General features: G+C 72.3%; 19 protein-coding genes and 1 pseudogene. 6 read left to right on the top strand and 14 right to left on the bottom strand.

What is annotated here, in order from left to right; genetic code table 11:
- Positions 1-408, top strand: a pseudogene (locus OP86_RS37515) (hypothetical protein); the annotation flags it as partial.
- 7 nt (positions 409-415) lie between these two features.
- Here the strand turns inward: OP86_RS37515 and OP86_RS20500 are convergent.
- The 4 genes from OP86_RS20500 to OP86_RS20515 form a co-directional block, all read right to left on the bottom strand.
- The gene (locus OP86_RS20500) at positions 416-691 is read right to left on the bottom strand and encodes a hypothetical protein (RefSeq protein ID WP_030058924.1); all 276 of its coding nucleotides are present in this window, start codon (positions 689-691) and stop codon (positions 416-418) included.
- A 109-nt stretch (positions 692-800) separates the two neighbouring features.
- Positions 801-968, bottom strand: coding sequence for a hypothetical protein (locus OP86_RS20505; RefSeq protein ID WP_157849793.1), 168 nt, complete (start codon positions 966-968; stop codon positions 801-803).
- A 330-nt stretch (positions 969-1,298) separates the two neighbouring features.
- Entirely contained in the window at positions 1,299-1,529 is a 231-nt protein-coding gene (locus tag OP86_RS20510) for a hypothetical protein (RefSeq protein ID WP_030058922.1), read from the bottom strand.
- A 502-nt stretch (positions 1,530-2,031) separates the two neighbouring features.
- Positions 2,032-2,229, bottom strand: a complete 198-nt coding sequence (locus tag OP86_RS20515; RefSeq protein ID WP_030058921.1) for a hypothetical protein — start codon at positions 2,227-2,229, stop codon at positions 2,032-2,034.
- Positions 2,230-2,659: 430 nt separating this feature from the next.
- Between OP86_RS20515 and OP86_RS20520 the strand changes: the two genes are divergently transcribed.
- Positions 2,660-4,345, top strand: a complete 1,686-nt coding sequence (locus OP86_RS20520; RefSeq protein ID WP_030058920.1) for a rhamnogalacturonan lyase B N-terminal domain-containing protein — start codon at positions 2,660-2,662, stop codon at positions 4,343-4,345.
- A 380-nt stretch (positions 4,346-4,725) separates the two neighbouring features.
- On the opposite strand, the gene OP86_RS20525 is transcribed toward OP86_RS20520, so the two are convergent.
- Together OP86_RS20525 and OP86_RS39210 are read right to left on the bottom strand one after the other, a co-directional pair.
- A complete protein-coding gene (locus OP86_RS20525) occupies positions 4,726-5,598 on the bottom strand; it encodes a nucleoside hydrolase (protein ID WP_209440357.1) in 873 nt (290 codons plus the stop codon).
- A gap of 91 nt (positions 5,599-5,689) precedes the next feature.
- Positions 5,690-5,887, bottom strand: coding sequence for a helicase associated domain-containing protein (locus tag OP86_RS39210; RefSeq protein WP_425337763.1), 198 nt, complete (start codon positions 5,885-5,887; stop codon positions 5,690-5,692).
- On the opposite strand from OP86_RS39210, the gene OP86_RS36740 reads away from it, so the two are divergent.
- Positions 5,871-6,224 carry a hypothetical protein gene (locus OP86_RS36740; RefSeq protein ID WP_157849794.1) on the top strand — a complete coding sequence of 118 codons (354 nt, stop codon included), beginning with the start codon at positions 5,871-5,873 and terminating at the stop codon, positions 6,222-6,224. The genes OP86_RS39210 and OP86_RS36740 overlap by 17 nt on opposite strands.
- A 140-nt stretch (positions 6,225-6,364) precedes the next feature.
- Here the strand turns inward: OP86_RS36740 and OP86_RS20535 are convergent, their stop codons facing one another.
- From OP86_RS20535 to OP86_RS20555, 4 genes are all read right to left on the bottom strand, one after another.
- Complete coding sequence (locus tag OP86_RS20535) at positions 6,365-7,006, bottom strand: hypothetical protein (protein ID WP_030058916.1); 642 nt, start codon at positions 7,004-7,006, stop codon at positions 6,365-6,367.
- A gap of 180 nt (positions 7,007-7,186) precedes the next feature.
- The gene (locus OP86_RS34985; protein ID WP_078653628.1) at positions 7,187-7,663 is read right to left on the bottom strand and encodes an HAD family hydrolase; all 477 of its coding nucleotides are present in this window, start codon (positions 7,661-7,663) and stop codon (positions 7,187-7,189) included.
- 181 nt (positions 7,664-7,844) lie between these two features.
- Positions 7,845-8,663, bottom strand: coding sequence for a maleylpyruvate isomerase family mycothiol-dependent enzyme (locus OP86_RS20550; protein ID WP_030058912.1), 819 nt, complete (start codon positions 8,661-8,663; stop codon positions 7,845-7,847).
- 223 nt (positions 8,664-8,886) lie between these two features.
- Entirely contained in the window at positions 8,887-9,753 is an 867-nt protein-coding gene (locus OP86_RS20555; RefSeq protein WP_033332712.1) for a LysR family transcriptional regulator, read from the bottom strand.
- 122 nt (positions 9,754-9,875) lie between these two features.
- On the opposite strand from OP86_RS20555, the gene OP86_RS20560 reads away from it, so the two are divergent.
- Positions 9,876-10,400: a nuclear transport factor 2 family protein gene (locus OP86_RS20560; protein ID WP_245231810.1), complete on the top strand. Its 525-nt coding sequence runs from the start codon at positions 9,876-9,878 to the stop codon at positions 10,398-10,400.
- Positions 10,401-10,778: 378 nt separating this feature from the next.
- A complete protein-coding gene (locus tag OP86_RS20565) occupies positions 10,779-11,231 on the top strand; it encodes an iron chaperone (protein ID WP_030058907.1) in 453 nt (150 codons plus the stop codon).
- A 109-nt stretch (positions 11,232-11,340) separates the two neighbouring features.
- Here OP86_RS20565 and OP86_RS20570 read toward each other — a convergent pair whose 3' ends face one another.
- The 4 genes from OP86_RS20570 to OP86_RS20585 all read right to left on the bottom strand — a co-directional run bounded on the left by OP86_RS20570 (position 11,341) and on the right by OP86_RS20585 (position 14,370).
- Positions 11,341-12,063 carry a VC0807 family protein gene (locus OP86_RS20570; protein ID WP_051830335.1) on the bottom strand — a complete coding sequence of 241 codons (723 nt, stop codon included), beginning with the start codon at positions 12,061-12,063 and terminating at the stop codon, positions 11,341-11,343.
- Between the two features lie 66 nt (positions 12,064-12,129).
- Entirely contained in the window at positions 12,130-12,729 is a 600-nt protein-coding gene (locus OP86_RS20575) for a TetR/AcrR family transcriptional regulator (RefSeq protein WP_051830336.1), read from the bottom strand.
- A 186-nt stretch (positions 12,730-12,915) separates the two neighbouring features.
- Positions 12,916-13,335 carry a DUF8189 domain-containing protein gene (locus OP86_RS20580; protein ID WP_051830337.1) on the bottom strand — a complete coding sequence of 140 codons (420 nt, stop codon included), beginning with the start codon at positions 13,333-13,335 and terminating at the stop codon, positions 12,916-12,918.
- 198 nt (positions 13,336-13,533) lie between these two features.
- Positions 13,534-14,370: an alpha/beta fold hydrolase gene (locus OP86_RS20585; RefSeq protein WP_030058902.1), complete on the bottom strand. Its 837-nt coding sequence runs from the start codon at positions 14,368-14,370 to the stop codon at positions 13,534-13,536.
- A 245-nt stretch (positions 14,371-14,615) separates the two neighbouring features.
- On the opposite strand from OP86_RS20585, the gene OP86_RS20590 reads away from it, so the two are divergent.
- Positions 14,616-15,341, top strand: a complete 726-nt coding sequence (locus OP86_RS20590; protein ID WP_030058901.1) for an alpha/beta fold hydrolase — start codon at positions 14,616-14,618, stop codon at positions 15,339-15,341.
- The last annotated feature ends 177 nt before the right edge of the window (positions 15,342-15,518 follow it).

Genomic DNA, 15,518 nt, shown 5'->3' on the forward strand with positions numbered 1-15,518 from the left:
CTCCTGCTAGCAATCACGTCCCCGACCAGCCCGAGCACCCCGCCTCCGGCCCACACCAGCCCCGTGACCTGCACGTTCAGGTTGGCAATTGCTCACTGGAACTACCGCAGCCTGCCGGCCAAGTTCGGGGCGATCCCGGTGGCCGAGCGCTGGGTCCGGGACGGGAACGTCATCACCGCCGCAGGGGTGTCGGCCGGCATCGACCTGGCACTCCACCTCGTCGGCGAGCTCGCCGGCCAGGACATCGCCCGCAAGGTCCAGCTGTTCGTCGAGTACGACCCCGAGCCCCCGTTCGGCCCGATCGACTGGGAGGCCGCCAACCCCGGCCAGTACGCCCCCCAGCGCCAGAAGAATCTTCACCAGGCCCTCGCCGACCATCCCGCGCTCCTGGAACGCCTGACCAACTGAACGGCCGTCACACGCCAACGGGCTGGACCACGGGAGTGCCGCAGGCCGGGGACCATGCGGCGTCCACCGCTCGGACATCGATGCCCTCCGACAGGAGGCGGGCGTTGGAGAGGATGCCGCACTCCTCGCCGTCCTCGCCGGTGTGGGCCTTGAAGTCGGCGAACGCGGCCCGGCGGTCGGTGCCGGCGACCGCCTTCGCCCAGATCCGCTCCGGGCGGTCCGCGTCCTTCAGCCGCTGAGAGGTCTCCAGCAGGCTGCCGGCGAAGTCCCGCGCCGCCGACACCCGGGAGTGGAACGTGAGGCCCTCCTGAGCCCGGCGTCGGCGAGGTGGTCAGCCTCCGGGTCCCGGCGCCATGGACCCGGGAGGGACGACACGCCATCAGATGGCGTCATCACTTCCACAGACCCAGCTCGCCCGCCAAGGCGGCGATCCGCTCCGCCTCCTCGCGCAGGACACCCCACGCCGCGCCGGCCCAGTCCGCCGGCACCCTGGTCCCGTCGGGCCCTGTCGCCACCACCCGCTTGTCCGGGTGGACGAGAGCGCCCTCCGGAAACTGCACCAGCCGCGTCCCCGCCCCGGCGGCCTGGCGCATCAGCGCCCGGACCTCCTCACCCGCCGCCCGGATCGCCGTCCGCTCCCCGGATTCTCCGGCACCGTGCTCTGCGCCACCGCCAACCGCAAGGTCCTGGCCATTCGGGGACCGTACCGGTGCGCCCGATGCCTCAGCCGGCCCGAGCCCGGAATGTCACCCGCACGTGTACCCGGCCCAAGACCCTGCCCAAGACAGTCAGCCACTTGACGGATCTCAACGACGCGGCGGAAGGCGCGCCGGCTCGGGCGGCCCGGGCAACCGAGCATGAGCTCCGAGTCGATACCCGGCCGTCGGAGGTCAGCTCACGGGCACTGCCGAGTCCGAGCCTACCCAGAGGGAGACCATCGGGACTTCCTGGGCGGCGTTCGTCCCGGGGCCCCACCCTCCGATCACCGTGACGCCCGGGGGGCCTTGGACCGGTCCGTCGAAGAAGCCGCATCGCATGCCGAAGTACAGGCGGTGGTCCATCCCTTCCCGCTCGAAGTAGAACAGCGGGACTTGCTGGAGGAACTCGTATCGGTCGCGCATCTTCTGCTCGTCGGTGCCGGTGAAGAGGGCGACGTTGAGCCTGGAGGTGCCCTGGCCTGGGGCCGGGACCTGGTAGTCGGCGTTTGACCGTGGTCACTTCGGGCGCCCGCTCCAGCAGCGGGAGCCCCGCGAGACCGAAGCAGATGGAGGCGACGTGTCCGCCGGCCGGGTCGTCCAAGGGCTTGCCGTGCACGGCGGGCAGGCGGTTCCGCCGGTAGCGGGGGCCGACGTAGACGTGGATCTGGCCGCTGTGGTGGAGGGACATCTTCGCCTCGTCGAAGACCGCGTTGACCTCGCGGGCCGCCGTGACCGTCAGTTCGCTGCCCAACGGGACGGCCGGCGTGACTTCGCCCTTCGCGGTCCATCCCGGTCCGGGGAAGGGTCACGACCAAGACCCTAGGCCGAGCGCCCCCTGAGGCGCGATTGGAGGAGGCCGAGCGTCAGGCCGCGCATGCCGTGTGGGCGGACGGGTTCTGGGCCACGCTTGCTCGGTGGCCGGAGGTCATCGAAGGCGCAGGTTGCCCTTGGCGTCCACGATGATGCTCAGCTCGCCGTCGAGGTTGTCCCGGAGGATCTTGTTCAGCTGCGCCCAGTCGAGGGGATGCTGAGGAGGGAAGTCGAACGCCGGGCCCTTCGGCGTCGGACCGCCATCGCCCCACGTGGAGTCGAAGAGGAACGCGTCGGCGATCGTGCGTGCCATGGTGAGCCCTTCTTCCAGGTGACCGGACGATCACCATAGATCCCGCCTGTGACCCGGCGGAAGGTCCGTTGCGATGTCACCGGCGCGGACGGACCGATGCCGGCCTGGCCGACGGCGTCGCCCGCGTTCTCACCTCCGCATGGGCCGCCGACTACCAGGCCATCGCCGCCGGCGACTTCGAAGACCAGTTTCCCCAGCACAACGATCGCCGGTAACACCCGCCGGCACAGGGTCAGCGGTGGTCCGACCCGTGGGGTCGTGAGGGCGAGGACGGCTGCGGTTCCGGACCTGGAACAGCAACCTCACCCCCCCAGCGGCAGCGGCGTCACCGTCACCGCCCTGCCCACTGGCAGCGGTGCAGTGCCCACCTGTAGCTTCCCCACCTACCCGAACCTGTGACATCCGTCGAGCGAAGAGGAAGCATCGCAGCATGAGCACGCATCGTCAGAGCCGCCGCCGGTTCCTGGTCCGGGCCGGAGCGGCGAGCATCGCCCTGGGTGGGGCGGCGGCCGGCACCGGCGCCGGCCTGTCCGGCGCACAGGCCGCCACCACGGCGAGCGGCACGTTCGGCTACACCGACGACGGCCGCGAGTACACCGTGCACACCGGCGCCGATCTGGTCTTCCGGGTCAGCAGGAGCACCGGCGACCTGACCTCCCTGGTCTACCAGGGCACCGAGTACCAGGGCTACAACGGGCAGAACTCCCAGGTCGAATCCGGCCTCGGCCCGTCCACGGTGAGCATCGCCCGGCACGGCCGGACCATCCTGGTCAGCGTCGTCCACGGCACCCTGCGCCACTACTACGCCGCACGCCAGGGCGAGAACAACGTCTACCTGTGGACCGACAAGGCGGACGACTCGATCACCGTCACCCGCTACATCGTGCGCGTCCGCCCCGGCCTCTTCCCCAATCACAACCCCGACTCCTGGGACGCCACCCAGGACGTCCTCATCGAGGCCCAGGACGTGCGCCGCCGACCCGACGGCACCACCCGGTCCAAGCACTACTCCAACCAACGGGTCATCGACTACCGGTATGTGGGCTGGAGCAAGCCCGGCGTCGGCCTGTGGATGGTGCGCAGCAACCACGAGAAGGCATCCGGCGGACCGTTCTACCGTTCCCTGATGCGCCACTCCTACGACACCGGCGCGGGCCTGTACGAGATCCTCTACTACGGCGAGAACCAGACCGAGCCGATGCGCTTCGGCCTCCAGGGGCCGTACGTGCTCGCCTTCACCGACGGCGGCGCACCCTCATCAGAGCTGTGGCACGACCGCATCGACACCTCCTGGGTGGACGGGCTCGGCCTGGCCGGCTGGGTCGGCGACAGCGGCCGCGGAGCCGTGGCCGGGGTGGGCATTTCGGGCCGCAACCCGGCCCTCGCCTACACCGTCGGGTTCGCCAACGCCGACGCGCAGTACTGGGCGACCGCCGATCCGGGCACCGGCGCGTACGCCGCCCGCCGGATGCTGCCCGGCGCCTACACCTGGACGATCTACCAGGGCGAACTCGCCGTCCGCACCGGCGCCGTGACCGTCCGGCCCGGAAGCACCACCGCCCTGCACACCATCACCCTCACCCCCGCCGACGACCCGGACCAGGCTCCGGCGATCTGGCGCATCGGCAGCTGGGACGGCACCCCGGCCGGCTTCCGCAATGCCGACCTGGTCACCCACGCACACCCCTCGGACGTGCGCGCCGAGCCGTGGACCGGCGACTTCGCCGTGGGCCGGTCCAGGGACGCCGACTTCCCCGCCTACCAGTGGCGGGACGTCAACGACGGCCGGAGGGTCACCTTCGACCTGACAGCAGAGCAGGCCGACCACCCGCGCACCCTCAACGTCGGCATCACCACCGCCTACCTCAACGCCCGCCCCCGGATCCGGCTCAACGACTGGACCTCACCCGTCCTCCAACCCCACCCCGAACCGAGCACCCGCTCGCTCACGGTCGGCTCCTACCGCGGCAACAACCACACCTACGCCTTCACCGTCCCCGCCTCCGCCCTCCGGCCTGGCACCAACACGCTCACCATCACCGTCGTCTCCGGCAGCAGCGGCTCGCAATTCCTCAGCCCCGGTTTCGCCTACGACTGCGTCGAACTGCTCACCTGAGCCCGACATCAGGCGGAGCCGCCCCAGCCACGGGCGGCTCCACTGGATGCCTCCGCGCACCCCCGGGAGGCGGCCCCAACCGCCCGGCCCGATCGGCAGTCCCGAAAAACGCGCCGCCCCCATCTCCGTACCCGGGGAACGAGGCCCGGATCGGCGGGTCGGCGCACGGGCGTGGTCGGCCTGTCAGAAGGGCGGGTTGTCGGGGTCTCCGTCGCCGTCGGGCCAGGACGGGCCGGTGATGTACGGGCTGCGGTCGTCGTCGCCGGGCCGGAGCACCCGTGCAGGGAGTCGAGCGCCGCTTCCGGGTCCTCCGCCGGGCGGCTCGCCCCGGTGCGCGTGCACCGGGGGGGCTCCTTCAAGCTCGCTCGGAGCGATGGCTGTCACCCGGTAGCCGTGAGGACGTCCAGGAATCGCGCGTGGTCGACCGAGACCGAGATCCGCGTCCGGGTGCCGGCCGCCGGACGCGCTCCCCAGGCGCCGCGCTCGCGGTACACCTCGACCTCGCGGAACGCGCAGACGGATTCGTCGAGCGCCACGGCCGCCGCGAGCGGGTCGTGGAAGGCCTTGCCGGCGCGGCGCTTGGCCAGGTAGACCGCCATGCCCTCCCGCACGAGCGCCATCCCGGGTGTGAGCCGCCGCGCCGACAGGGCGGCGTGCATCGCGCCGTCGTAGACGACGCCGTGGCAGACGTTCTTCGAGACCAGCACCCGCTCACCGACGTGGGGCGATTCCAGCAGCTTCAACGCGGCGTCCGGAGCGCCGTTGAAGTTGAACGTCGGGCAGGTCTCGCGTCCCTCGAACTTGGGGAGACGGTGTTCGGGCGGGACGACGCAGTCGCCGGCGAAGCCGCCCTGCGCGACCCAGCGGGCGATGCGCACGTCCGGTTCCCGCTCCAGGAGCACGCCGGGATTCTTCAGCGGCGCCCCCGTGAGCAGCGTCGCGTCCCCGCCGGCGAAGGCGTCCCGCAGCAGCTGCCAGGCCTCGGCGTCGGGTTCGCGAGCCGGAACTCTGCCAAGCCATCGGCGGTGGAAGCCCGACACCGGCTTCACGTCGGCGCCGGGCCGGTACGCGCCGACCGGCGCGCTCACCCCGAGGCGCCCGAGGAGGTACTTGACGATGCCGACCTGCTCATCCGATCCGGGCATGACCGTCACGGCCACCAGGCGTGCCCACGGATGGGTCGCGAGGGCACACAGGGTGAAGACGTCGTCGGGGTCGCCGGTCTCCATGTCGAACACGATCGGGATTGCCATGCCCGCGACCGTACCGACCCGACGGAGCGTCACCAACGGAATATCGGCGGGACGAGCGCGTTCGGCCGCCTCCTCTTCGGCGGCGGCGACGTCACGTCCTCATCCGCCTCACTGCGCCTGTCGAGGGTGGTGTGGATGTAGGAGCGGTTCCAGTCCGGCTCCAGGCGCCACAGTCCAGCGCGTCCAGCTTCGCGGCCTGGCCGTTGGTGAGGTTGTCGGCCTTGCGCTGGCGGCGCATCCACGCGCCTACCGCGTAGTCGTCGAGCTTCGCGGTGTCGGGGATCGCCAGAGGGCCGTGCTGGTGGTGGAACGCCCGCCGCGACGGCGTGCATCCGCTGCCACTCGACCGCGCGCGGGTTGAACGCGCGAAGTTTGACGGTCTGGAGGATCCGCGCCGCGTGCTGCTTCGCGTTGATCCGCAGCCACTCGATCGGCGACTCAACCGGGGCCTCGGCGGCCTCGCCCTCGGCGGGCTTGGCCGCGGTGGTGTGCGCGGTGCCCTGCGAGCGGTGGGCGCGCAGTTCGGTGATCCGGCCGACCACCCGGGCGTCGTGCGCGGCGAGGGCGCGCAGGACCCGCCGGATCGTGTGGAAGGAGGAGGCCTCGATCTCGGCGTCGGCAGGTAGACCGGGATGATGACCCAGGACACCTTGCCCTGCCGGTAGGACTGTCTGAGCAGGGCGGGGCAGGGCGGGGCAGGGCGAGGCGGGGTGGGCGACCCGGCCGTCGCCGGGTCGCCCGCCTGTTCCACGGGTTCTGCTCGGACTCAGCCGACCAGGAGGAACTTGGTGGTCGGCACACCCTGGATGCTGGCGCAGTCCAGGTTCGAGGTGGTGGCGCTGTAGGTCCAGCCGCGGGGGACGTCGCACGCCCACATGCCGTTGACCGGCGTGCGGAGGTGGAAGGTGGTGGAGGGGATGCCGCTTCCGTACGACAGGTTGCAGGAGGTGCTGCGGCCGACGAAGTCATAGGTGAAGGCGGGGGTGCCCACGCAGGCGGTGAGGCCGTCGTACGGGGTGCGCAGGTGGTAGGCGTTGGAGATCACGCCGGACTGCTGGCTGCACGCGTAGCCCCAGGAGATGGAGTCGTAGACGAAGGCCGGCGTGCTGATACACGCGGTCAGCCCGTCGACGGGCGTGCGCAGGTGGAACTGCGGCGAGTTCCAGGTGCCGCCGCCGCTGCAACTGCGGTTCATGGACACCTGGTCGTAGACATAGCCGGCCGGGACGTCACAGGCCCACACGCCGTCCAGACCGGTGGTCGCGGTCGTGGTGGTCGTGGCGGCGGAGGCGGGCGTGGTGGCGGCCGCGCCGGAGAGCAGCAGCGCCAGCGCGGCGAGGGCCGCGAGCAGGGCGGATCGGACGGTTCGTGCGGTTCGTGTGGTTCGTGTGGTTCGTGCGACGGACATGGTTCTCCTTCGGTGGAGGAGTTGCCGATGGATGCACGGTGCTGACGGCGGTGGACGCGGGTGAGCGTTCACTGCCGTCGAAGGTTCTAGCACGCACGGTGGACCGTCAGCCCGATGCTCCGTCCCGGATTGATCATTCCGCCGACCGCCGTCTACACACCTGTGCGCGGTTCCTCCGGTTCATGCCAGCCGATCGACGCCGCCGCCTCCTGCCGGGCCTGACGCAGGCGTTGTGCGCGGGCCACCCAGCTTCCGGTGGAGGCCCGGGCGATGACGTGGGTGAGCACGGGACGGCACCCGAGGGCCGCGACGAGAGGAAAGACCAGCTGACTGGTGCGGGTGGCCTGGGTCTTCTTGCAGGAGTGGGAGGAGGTGGCGCTTCAGGTCTGTCAGGGAGGACGCGTGGGCGTCCGCGTGGAGCAATTGGGTGGCCTCGTGGGTGGTGGTGATTCCGATGACCGTGCAGCCTGCTGCCTTGGCTGCCGTGATGCCGGCCGGGGCGTCCTCGACCACGACACATTGTGCGGGTTCTATCCCGAGGCGGGCTGCGGCCGGTAGGTAGGGCTCCGGGTGTGGTTTGGCGTTGAGGACGTCCTCGCCGTAGACCTGGACCGTCGGCAGGGGAAGGCCGGCGCGGGGAGCATCACCCAGGCCCATATCGGCCGGCCCGCGCTCCGGCCCAGGATCAGGGGGACGAGGGCCAGGGCCAGTGAGCCGGGGACGGCGAGGATGCCGATCCCGTCCAGGGCCGGGCGCCGGGTGGGGGCGGTGCGCGGCAGCAGGGCGGCGGCGAGGCCGAGGACGACCGCGCCGGCCGGGTTTTCCCGCCGGGGCGGGATCAGGGGGCTGTGAAGAGCGAGGGGAAGCCCAGGGCCAGCCACGGGCGGCGGCCCCAGGCCAGTACCTCGCCCCGGGTCAGGGCGCGGGTGGCGCTGCGCCGGCCCAGGGCGATGAGGAGGAACGCCACCGGCGTGGTGAGGATCGTGCAGTCCGGGCGGCGCGGCGACTCCCGGCTCACCACGGCGGCGCCGTCGGTGAACGTCACCGTGAAGGTGTCCAGGCCGCGCACCCGCAGCCGGTAGCAGGCGCTGTGGCCGGCCGCGGTGCGCGCGTCCGCCACCCGCGGCATCGCCGTCCGCAGGAACGGCATCGCCAGGGCCACCCGGTGGCGGTCCACCGGGTGCGGGCGCCCCAGGGCGACGGCGATGTCGTAGAGATGGCCCAGCATGTGGGTCAGCAGGTAGGCCCCGAGGGTGTCCACGTCCATCGGGCCCATCGGGGTCACCACCGGCTCGTTACCCGCCCGTGAGGCGGCCGCCACCGTGAACTCCCGCGCCCACCAAGCGATCTCCGCCGCCAGGACGGCAAGGTCCCGCCCAGGCCGCTCGGCCAGCGAGACCGCGTTCGCCGCGGCCAGCGACCCCGGCGTGCCGTCGCCGTACGGCCGCTCCTCACCGGCGGCCAGCGCGGCCATCAGCTCGTTCGCCATCGCCAGGTGGGCGGCGGCTTCCGCCACCGTCCAGTCCGCGCCGGGTATCGGGGTGTCGCCATGGCAGCCGGCGAGCAGGGCCACGGCCTCGGCACCGACCTCGGCGACCGCCTCGAAGAGCGCGGCGCGCGCGGCACCGGAAGGATACGGAGGAAGCGGGAGGGTCATGAAGGTGACATTGTCCGAACCCCGGCACCGCTGTCCAGACCCACGACACGGCCGGCAGGCCACGCGCCACCGGGCAACGGCCCGGGGGCCGTACGGGGCCGCCCGGGGCGGCCGCTCCGCGCGTTCGGCGTTCCTGAACGGCCGGGAACCCCAAGGGTGTTGCACCGACGGGATCGAGTGGCCGGACGACCTGCCGGCGCGGTAACGGGCGGGGCCCTGTTTCTCAGCGCCCGTCGGCGACCAGGTCGGCTGCGGCCTCGGTGAAGGCGCGGACCCGGGCGGCGGGGTCGCCGTCCCGCCGGATCAGGGCCCATTCGAGCGGTGGCGCGCCGTGGAGGGGGACGTAGGCGACATCGGGGCGCGGGTAGTAGCGCCGGGTGTGGGCGCCGACGGGCAGGACGCCCTGCCCGGCGGCGACGAGGGTGAGCGCCTCCGCGACGGTCTCGGCGGCCGGGCCGGGTGCCGGGGCCTCCTGCTGTGGTTCCACGGGGGCGCCGTCCGGCAGTCGCACCACTGGCACTGCCGCCAGGTCCGCGGCCGAGGCGCCGTCCGGGCGGTCGAGGAGGTGGCCGGCGGGGACGGCGAGCATCCGGGCCTCGCGGACCAGGACCGGGCCGCAGGCGATGCCGGGGCCGGGCACCGGCAGGGGCACCAGGCACAGGTCGGCCTCGTCCTCGCGCAGCCAGCGCACCGTCTCCGTCATCCGCGCCTCCCGCAGCAGCACCTCGCAGCCCGGCGCCCGCTCCCGGAACAACTCGGCCACCCCGACGAGGAGTTGACCGGCGGCGGCACCGGCATAGGCGACCCGCAGACTGCCGGACAGGCCCCGCCCGGCCTCGACGGCCCCCTGCAGCGCCGCACCGACCGCCTCCCAGGCCGGCCCCAGCTCGTCCGCCAACCTGCGCCCGAGCGGCGTGAGTTCGACGCGGCGGCTGGTGCGCTCGAACAGCGCCGCCCCCACCCGCCGCTCCAGCTTGCGGATCGTCTGGCTCACCCGCGCGGTGGACACCCGCAGCCTCTCCGCGGTGCGCCCGAAGTGCAGCTCCTCCGCCAGCGTCAGGAACGACTCCGCCTCGTACCGCTCGATCACACGCCACCCCGTCGTTAAGCCCGAGTTCACGATCATTGCGCAGACGGCCGTTGTTCGCCAACGATCACGGCGGCAGAGTGGACGGCGTCGGCCCCGAACTCCCCCACCCCGCGGAGGACATCATGACCACCCACTCCATGACCACCCACCCCCTGCAGGCCCTGGCCGCGCAGCCCGGCGACACCGCCGCCGTCGTCGCCGAACTGCGCGACCGCGCCGAGATCACCGACGCCCTCCACCGGTTCGCCCTCGGCCAGGACCTGAAGGACCGCGAGCTCTTCGCCTCGGCCTTCACCGCCGACGCGGAGCTGGACTTCCGCCCGGCCGCCGTCCGCTGGGGCGCCGAACCGCCCCTGATGACCGGCCGGGACACCATCGTCGACACCATCCTGGCCATGTTCACCGGCCGGGTGGACACCACCCACCAGGTCACCAACCCGCGCATCGGCATCGACGGGAACACCGCCCGCCTCACCGCGCTGGTCGAGGCCCAGCACCTGCTCACCGACGGCTCGGGCACCCACGCCCTGCTCAAGAACCCCTACACCGTCGACCTGGTGCGCGACGGCGGCCGCTGGCTCATCCGGCGGATGCGCATCGACAACACCTGGCTCACCGGCGACCCCGCCGCCGTCTTCGGCGCCTGAGCACGACCCGCGGTTCGGGACCGCCGGCCCGCGGGAGGGACACTGCGCCGTGGTGGCTCCTGCCGGGGGGCTGCGGGTCTGCTCCGCCCGACTGATCCCGGGTGCTACTTCGTCGCGAACCAGAACGGCGCCGGCGCCACCTGGAGCAACGGCTGACCAAGCCGTACCACCGGGCGGTGAGACCGGACACCTCCCTGCCCGACCAGGCTCCGGCGGGCGCCTGAGGATCCCTCAGGCGCCCGCCGGGGCCCGTCTGCGCGGCGCTCTCCGTGGTCGATACGGCAGCAGCCCGCCCCCCGGACAGGGAGGATGTGATCACGGCGGTCGGGCCCGACCGGGCACGACCGCCGACCGTGACTCACGACAACAGGGGTGACCATGAGCAGCGACGCGGGCATCAAGCACGAGGGCTTCTCCGCCGACGAGCGGGCCGCGATGAAGGACCACGCGCAGGAGCTGAAGAAGGCCGCGCGCAGGACCTCCAAGGCCGAGAAGGCGGCCGAGGCGGAGCGGGACGTCCTCGCGAAGATCGCCGAGATGCAGGACGGCGACCGCGTCCTGGCCGAGCGCGTGCACGCCGTCGTCACCGCCGCCGCCCCCGCCCTCGACCCCAAGCTCTGGTACGGGATGCCCGCCTACGCCCTGGACGGCAAGGTCGTCTGCTTCTTCCAGAGCGCCGAGAAGTTCAAGTCCCGCTACGCCACGCTGGGTTTCAGCGACCAGGCGCAGCTGGACGAGGGCCCGATGTGGCCGGCCTACTTCGCGCTGGTCGAGGTCACGGCGGAGGTGGAGGCGCGCATCGCGGCCCTGGTGGAGCGTGCCGTCGGCTGAGGACGGCGGGGGCGGGGCGGGCGCGGGCTGATGCGCGACGGCCGCCGACCGGACTGGCGAGCAGTCCGGTCGGCGGCCTGGCGGGGCGGGCGGCCGCGGGGTCGGGGCTTCAGACCTTCAGGCCGTGGCGGGTGACGTACCAGAAGTGGAAGCCGAACAGCCCGCCCAGGACCGCCAGCCACTGCAGGGAGTTCACCAGCGGCACCAGGTCCACCGGGAGGGTGGAGGCCAGGACCACCCGGATCCCGGCGTCCACGGCGAATCCGAGGCCCCAGACGGCGGTGAGGGTGCGCAGGTGGCGGCGGAAGGTCGCGTCGTGGTGCCAGCGGCCCACCCACTCCTCGGCGCCCGCCTCGCCGATCTTGGCGGCGACGATCGACCGTGCCGCGGTCAGCATGAACGGGCGCTGCGTGGCCAGGGTGCCCAGCACCCAGATCCCGAGGACGCCGAACACCCAGCTGTCGCGCACCAGCAGTACCCGGGGGCTGCCGCTGACCATCGACATCAGCGCGCCGACGACGATCATCAGCAGGGTGAAGACCGGCATCACCTCGATCCGGCGGCTGCGCACCATTCCGAGCACCAGCCACGGCACCAGCAGCAGGCTGCTGATCAGGAGTGCGGCCCACTGGCTGAGTCCCATGCCGGTCAGCAGGTAGAAACCGCCGAGCGGCAGCGCCAGTTCGAGGACCAGCGACTTGGCCAGCGCGCGCTTGGCGGCGCGGGACTTCTGCTGCGTGCTCGGTCCGGCCGCGGGCCCGGACGCGGCGGCCTGCGGGCCGGTCTCCTGCTGGGTTTCCTGTCCGGCCGGCTTGTTCACGATCTCCCCCATCACACTCGCCCCTCCCATGACTGCCTCTCCCCTGTCGTGTGTGGCCTGCTGGTCCGGGTGTTGCCGCTACGGTTCGGCGCGGGTGGCCCGGTCGAAGGTGTCCGCCAGTTCGCGGCCGGCCGCGGCGGCGTCGAAGGTCGGATCGCCCACCCAGCGCATCACCACGGCGTCGATCGCCCCGCGCAGCGCGACGAGCATCAGCCGGGGGTCGAACTCCCGGAACTCGCCTGCTTCCTGGGCTGCGCGGACGGCCTGTTCCTGGCTCTCCATCACCTGCTGCATCGAGGCCTGGTAGCCCACGTTGGTCGGGTCGTCGCCGCCGAGGTTGGGCAGCACCTCGATCAGCGCCTTGAGGTGCTGGGGGCAGACCGTGAGCAGTTCGACGTTGGACTCGATGAACGTGCGCAGCCGGGCCCGTGCGCCTTCGGCGGCGGCGACCCTGGGCGCCATGAACCCGGCGGTCACCCGGGTCACCTCGGCGACGACCTCGTGCATCAGGTCGTCCTTGCCGGCGAAGTGGTACGAGATCATCCCGGTGCTGCTCAGTCCGGCCTGCTTCGCGATCCGGCTGAACGAGGCCTTCGCGTAGCCCAGTTCGGCGACCACTTCGATGGCGGCCTGCACGATTTGCGCCCGGCGCCCCGACTCGGTGAACGTCCGGCCCATCCCCACGCCTCCTTGCCCATGTGAGCAAGCTCTTGCTTGCCTGAGCAGGACTGTACGGCAGTTTGCTCACCCGAGCAAGAACTTGCCCGGGCGAGCAAAACTGTGGGCGTGCGGGGGCCCGGGGCGGGACGAACCGGGCCGGGCGGGCGCGGGGTTGCGCGCCCGCCCGGCCCGGCCGGTGGTGTGTCAGGCGATCCGGCGCCAGGCGCTCCAGCTGCCGTCCGTGGTGTGGACCCGGGACCACAGGCCGCCGTCCGTGCCCCTCGCGCCGACCTCGAACTGGCCGGCGCCCATGTCGGAGGCCACGATGCCGACCCCGCCGACCAGGTAGCCGCCCAGGGACGACCAGGCGCCCTTCTTGCCCGACGCGCTGCTCGAACGCGTCCACACGGCGTGGTCGGTGCCGATCACGAACGCCTGCCGGCGGCCGTCCCGGTAGGCGTACTCCGCGATCCCGGGCTGGCCGTACTCGGCGCCGCAGAGGTACTCGCCGCCCCAGATGGGGCTGGTGCAGTGCATCGGCTCCGCCACCGCGTCGGCGGGCGCCGCCGTCAGCGCGACACCGGCGAGAACGGCGGCGGCCACCGCCGTCTTGATCTTCTTCACGAGCACTCCTCGGTCGGTACGGACCGGGGCCGCCCGTCCACCGGGCAGCCCCCTCAGTCGAGGTGACGGGCGCTCGGAACCGGCGGGTTCAACGCGGCAGGACGCGACCGCGCGCGGGCGCCGCCGGGATCCCCGTTCCCGGGTGGTCCCGACGGCGGCCTCGGTCCGCAGGCCCGGCCGGCGGGCCTGCGGTGGGGGTCACTTCCCCAGGAAGGCCAGGAGCGCCGTGTTGACCTCCTCCGCGTGCGTCCACAGCAGGCCGTGCGGGGCGCCCTCGATCTCCACGTAGTCGGCGGACGGCAGCGCCTTGTGGAACGGCCGCGCGGTCCCGTCGACGGGCAGGATCCGGTCGCCGGTGCCGTGCAGGATCAGGGCCGGCACGTCGATGGCCGGGATGTCGGCCCGGAAGTCGGTGTACCAGGTCGACGGCGCGGCCGCGGCGGCGAAGAAGCCGCCGCCCGCCGCGACGTTCCAGCTGTTGCGCACGGCCTCCTCGCTGATCCTGGTGCCGAGGTTCTCGTCGAGGTTGTAGAAGTCCTTGTAGAAGTCGGTGTAGTACGCGTAGCGGTCCGCCTTGACGGCCGCGACGACGCCGTCGAAGAACTCCTTCGGGGCGACCCCGCCGGGGTTGTCGTCGGTCTTGAGCAGGTAGGGCTCCAGCGAGGCCAGGAAGGCGACCTTGGAGACCCGGGCGGAGCCGTAGGTGGACACGTACCGGGCGACCTCCCCGGTGCCCATGGAGAAGCCGACCAGGACGGCGTCCCGCAGGTCGAGGGTCTCCAGCACGGTGTTCAGGTCGGCCGCGAAGGTGTCGTAGTCGTAGCCGGTCGTCGGCTGGCTGGACTGGCCGAAGCCGCGGCGGTCGTAGGTGATCACGCGGTAGCCGGCGTCGAGCAGCACGGCGCTCTGCCGCTCCCAGGAGTGGCCGTCGAGCGGGAAGCCGTGGATGAGGACGACCGGCTGCCCGGTGCCGTGGTCCTCGTAGTAGAGGTCGATGGAGGTGGAGTTCTCCTGGCCCACGGTGATGTACGGCATGGTGTCGTTCCTTACGTCCGGAGTGACTGGCGCGGCAGATGCGCGGCACGGGATGTCGCCACGCTAGGGCGGGCGCCTCGCCGCCTGTTGTCCTCCAGCGCATCGCCACTTGCCTGGAAGTGTCAGGAAGGCGGTGCGCCGGCAGACAAGGCGCCTGAACCGGCCACCCCTAGTCTGCTGTCCGGGCCTGCGTCCCGCATCAGCCGGTCACCACGGCCCCGACGACATCAGCAGGGAGTTGTGCCTTGTCCCGTTCCGGCAGCCCCACCGTCGTGCTGGTCCACGGCGCCTTCGCCGACGCCTCCGGCTTCGCCCTCGTCATCCCCGAACTGATCGCCCGCAGCCTGGACGTGGTGGCCCCGGCGGTGCCCAACCGCAGCCTGCTCGGCGACTCCGCCTACCTCGCCTCGATCGTCCGCGCGATCCCCGGACCGGTCGTCCTGGTCGGACACTCCTACGGCGGTGCCGTCATCACCGTCGCCGGCGTGGAGGACAACGTCACAGCGCTGGTCTACCTGGCCGGCTACGCCCTGGCGCAGGGCGAGAGCCTGGACGACCTGCAGGGCCGCTTCCCGGACTGCGACCTCGCCACCGCGCTGGTCCGCACGCCGTTCCCGATCGAGGGCTCCCCCACTCCCGGCACCGACGTGTCGGTCGAGATCGACCGGTTCCCGTCCGTCCTCGCCGCCGACGTCGACCCCCGCCTGACGGCCGCCATGGCCGTCTCCCAGCGCCCGCTGGCCGCGCAGGCCTTCGCCGAGAAGGCGCCGAAGGCCGCGTGGCGGACCAAGCCCGCGTGGGGTCTGGTCGCCACCGCCGACCACGCCGTCAACCCCGGGGTGCAGCGTTACGGCTACTGGCGGGCCGGGATGACCACCGTCGAGGTCGACTCCTCGCACCTGGTGATGCTCGCCCACCCGCAGCCCGTCGTCCGGTTGATCGAGGAGGCCGTCCGGGCCACCGCCCACTGAGCCGAAGCACTCGGGGACGGGAGCGGCTTGACCTGCGGCGGGGCGGACCCGCACGGTGTTCCTACGGGGAACCGCGCCCCGCGGGACTTCGCCCCCGCCCCCGTGCGTTTCCCCACCGACGGAGGCCGTACGCTCACCGTCGATCCACTGTCCGACGCGCTCGCCGACCCACCCGGC

Origin of the sequence: Streptomyces novaecaesareae (assembly GCF_000716875.1) — a bacterium.
GTDB lineage: Bacteria > Actinomycetota > Actinomycetes > Streptomycetales > Streptomycetaceae > Kitasatospora > Kitasatospora novaecaesareae.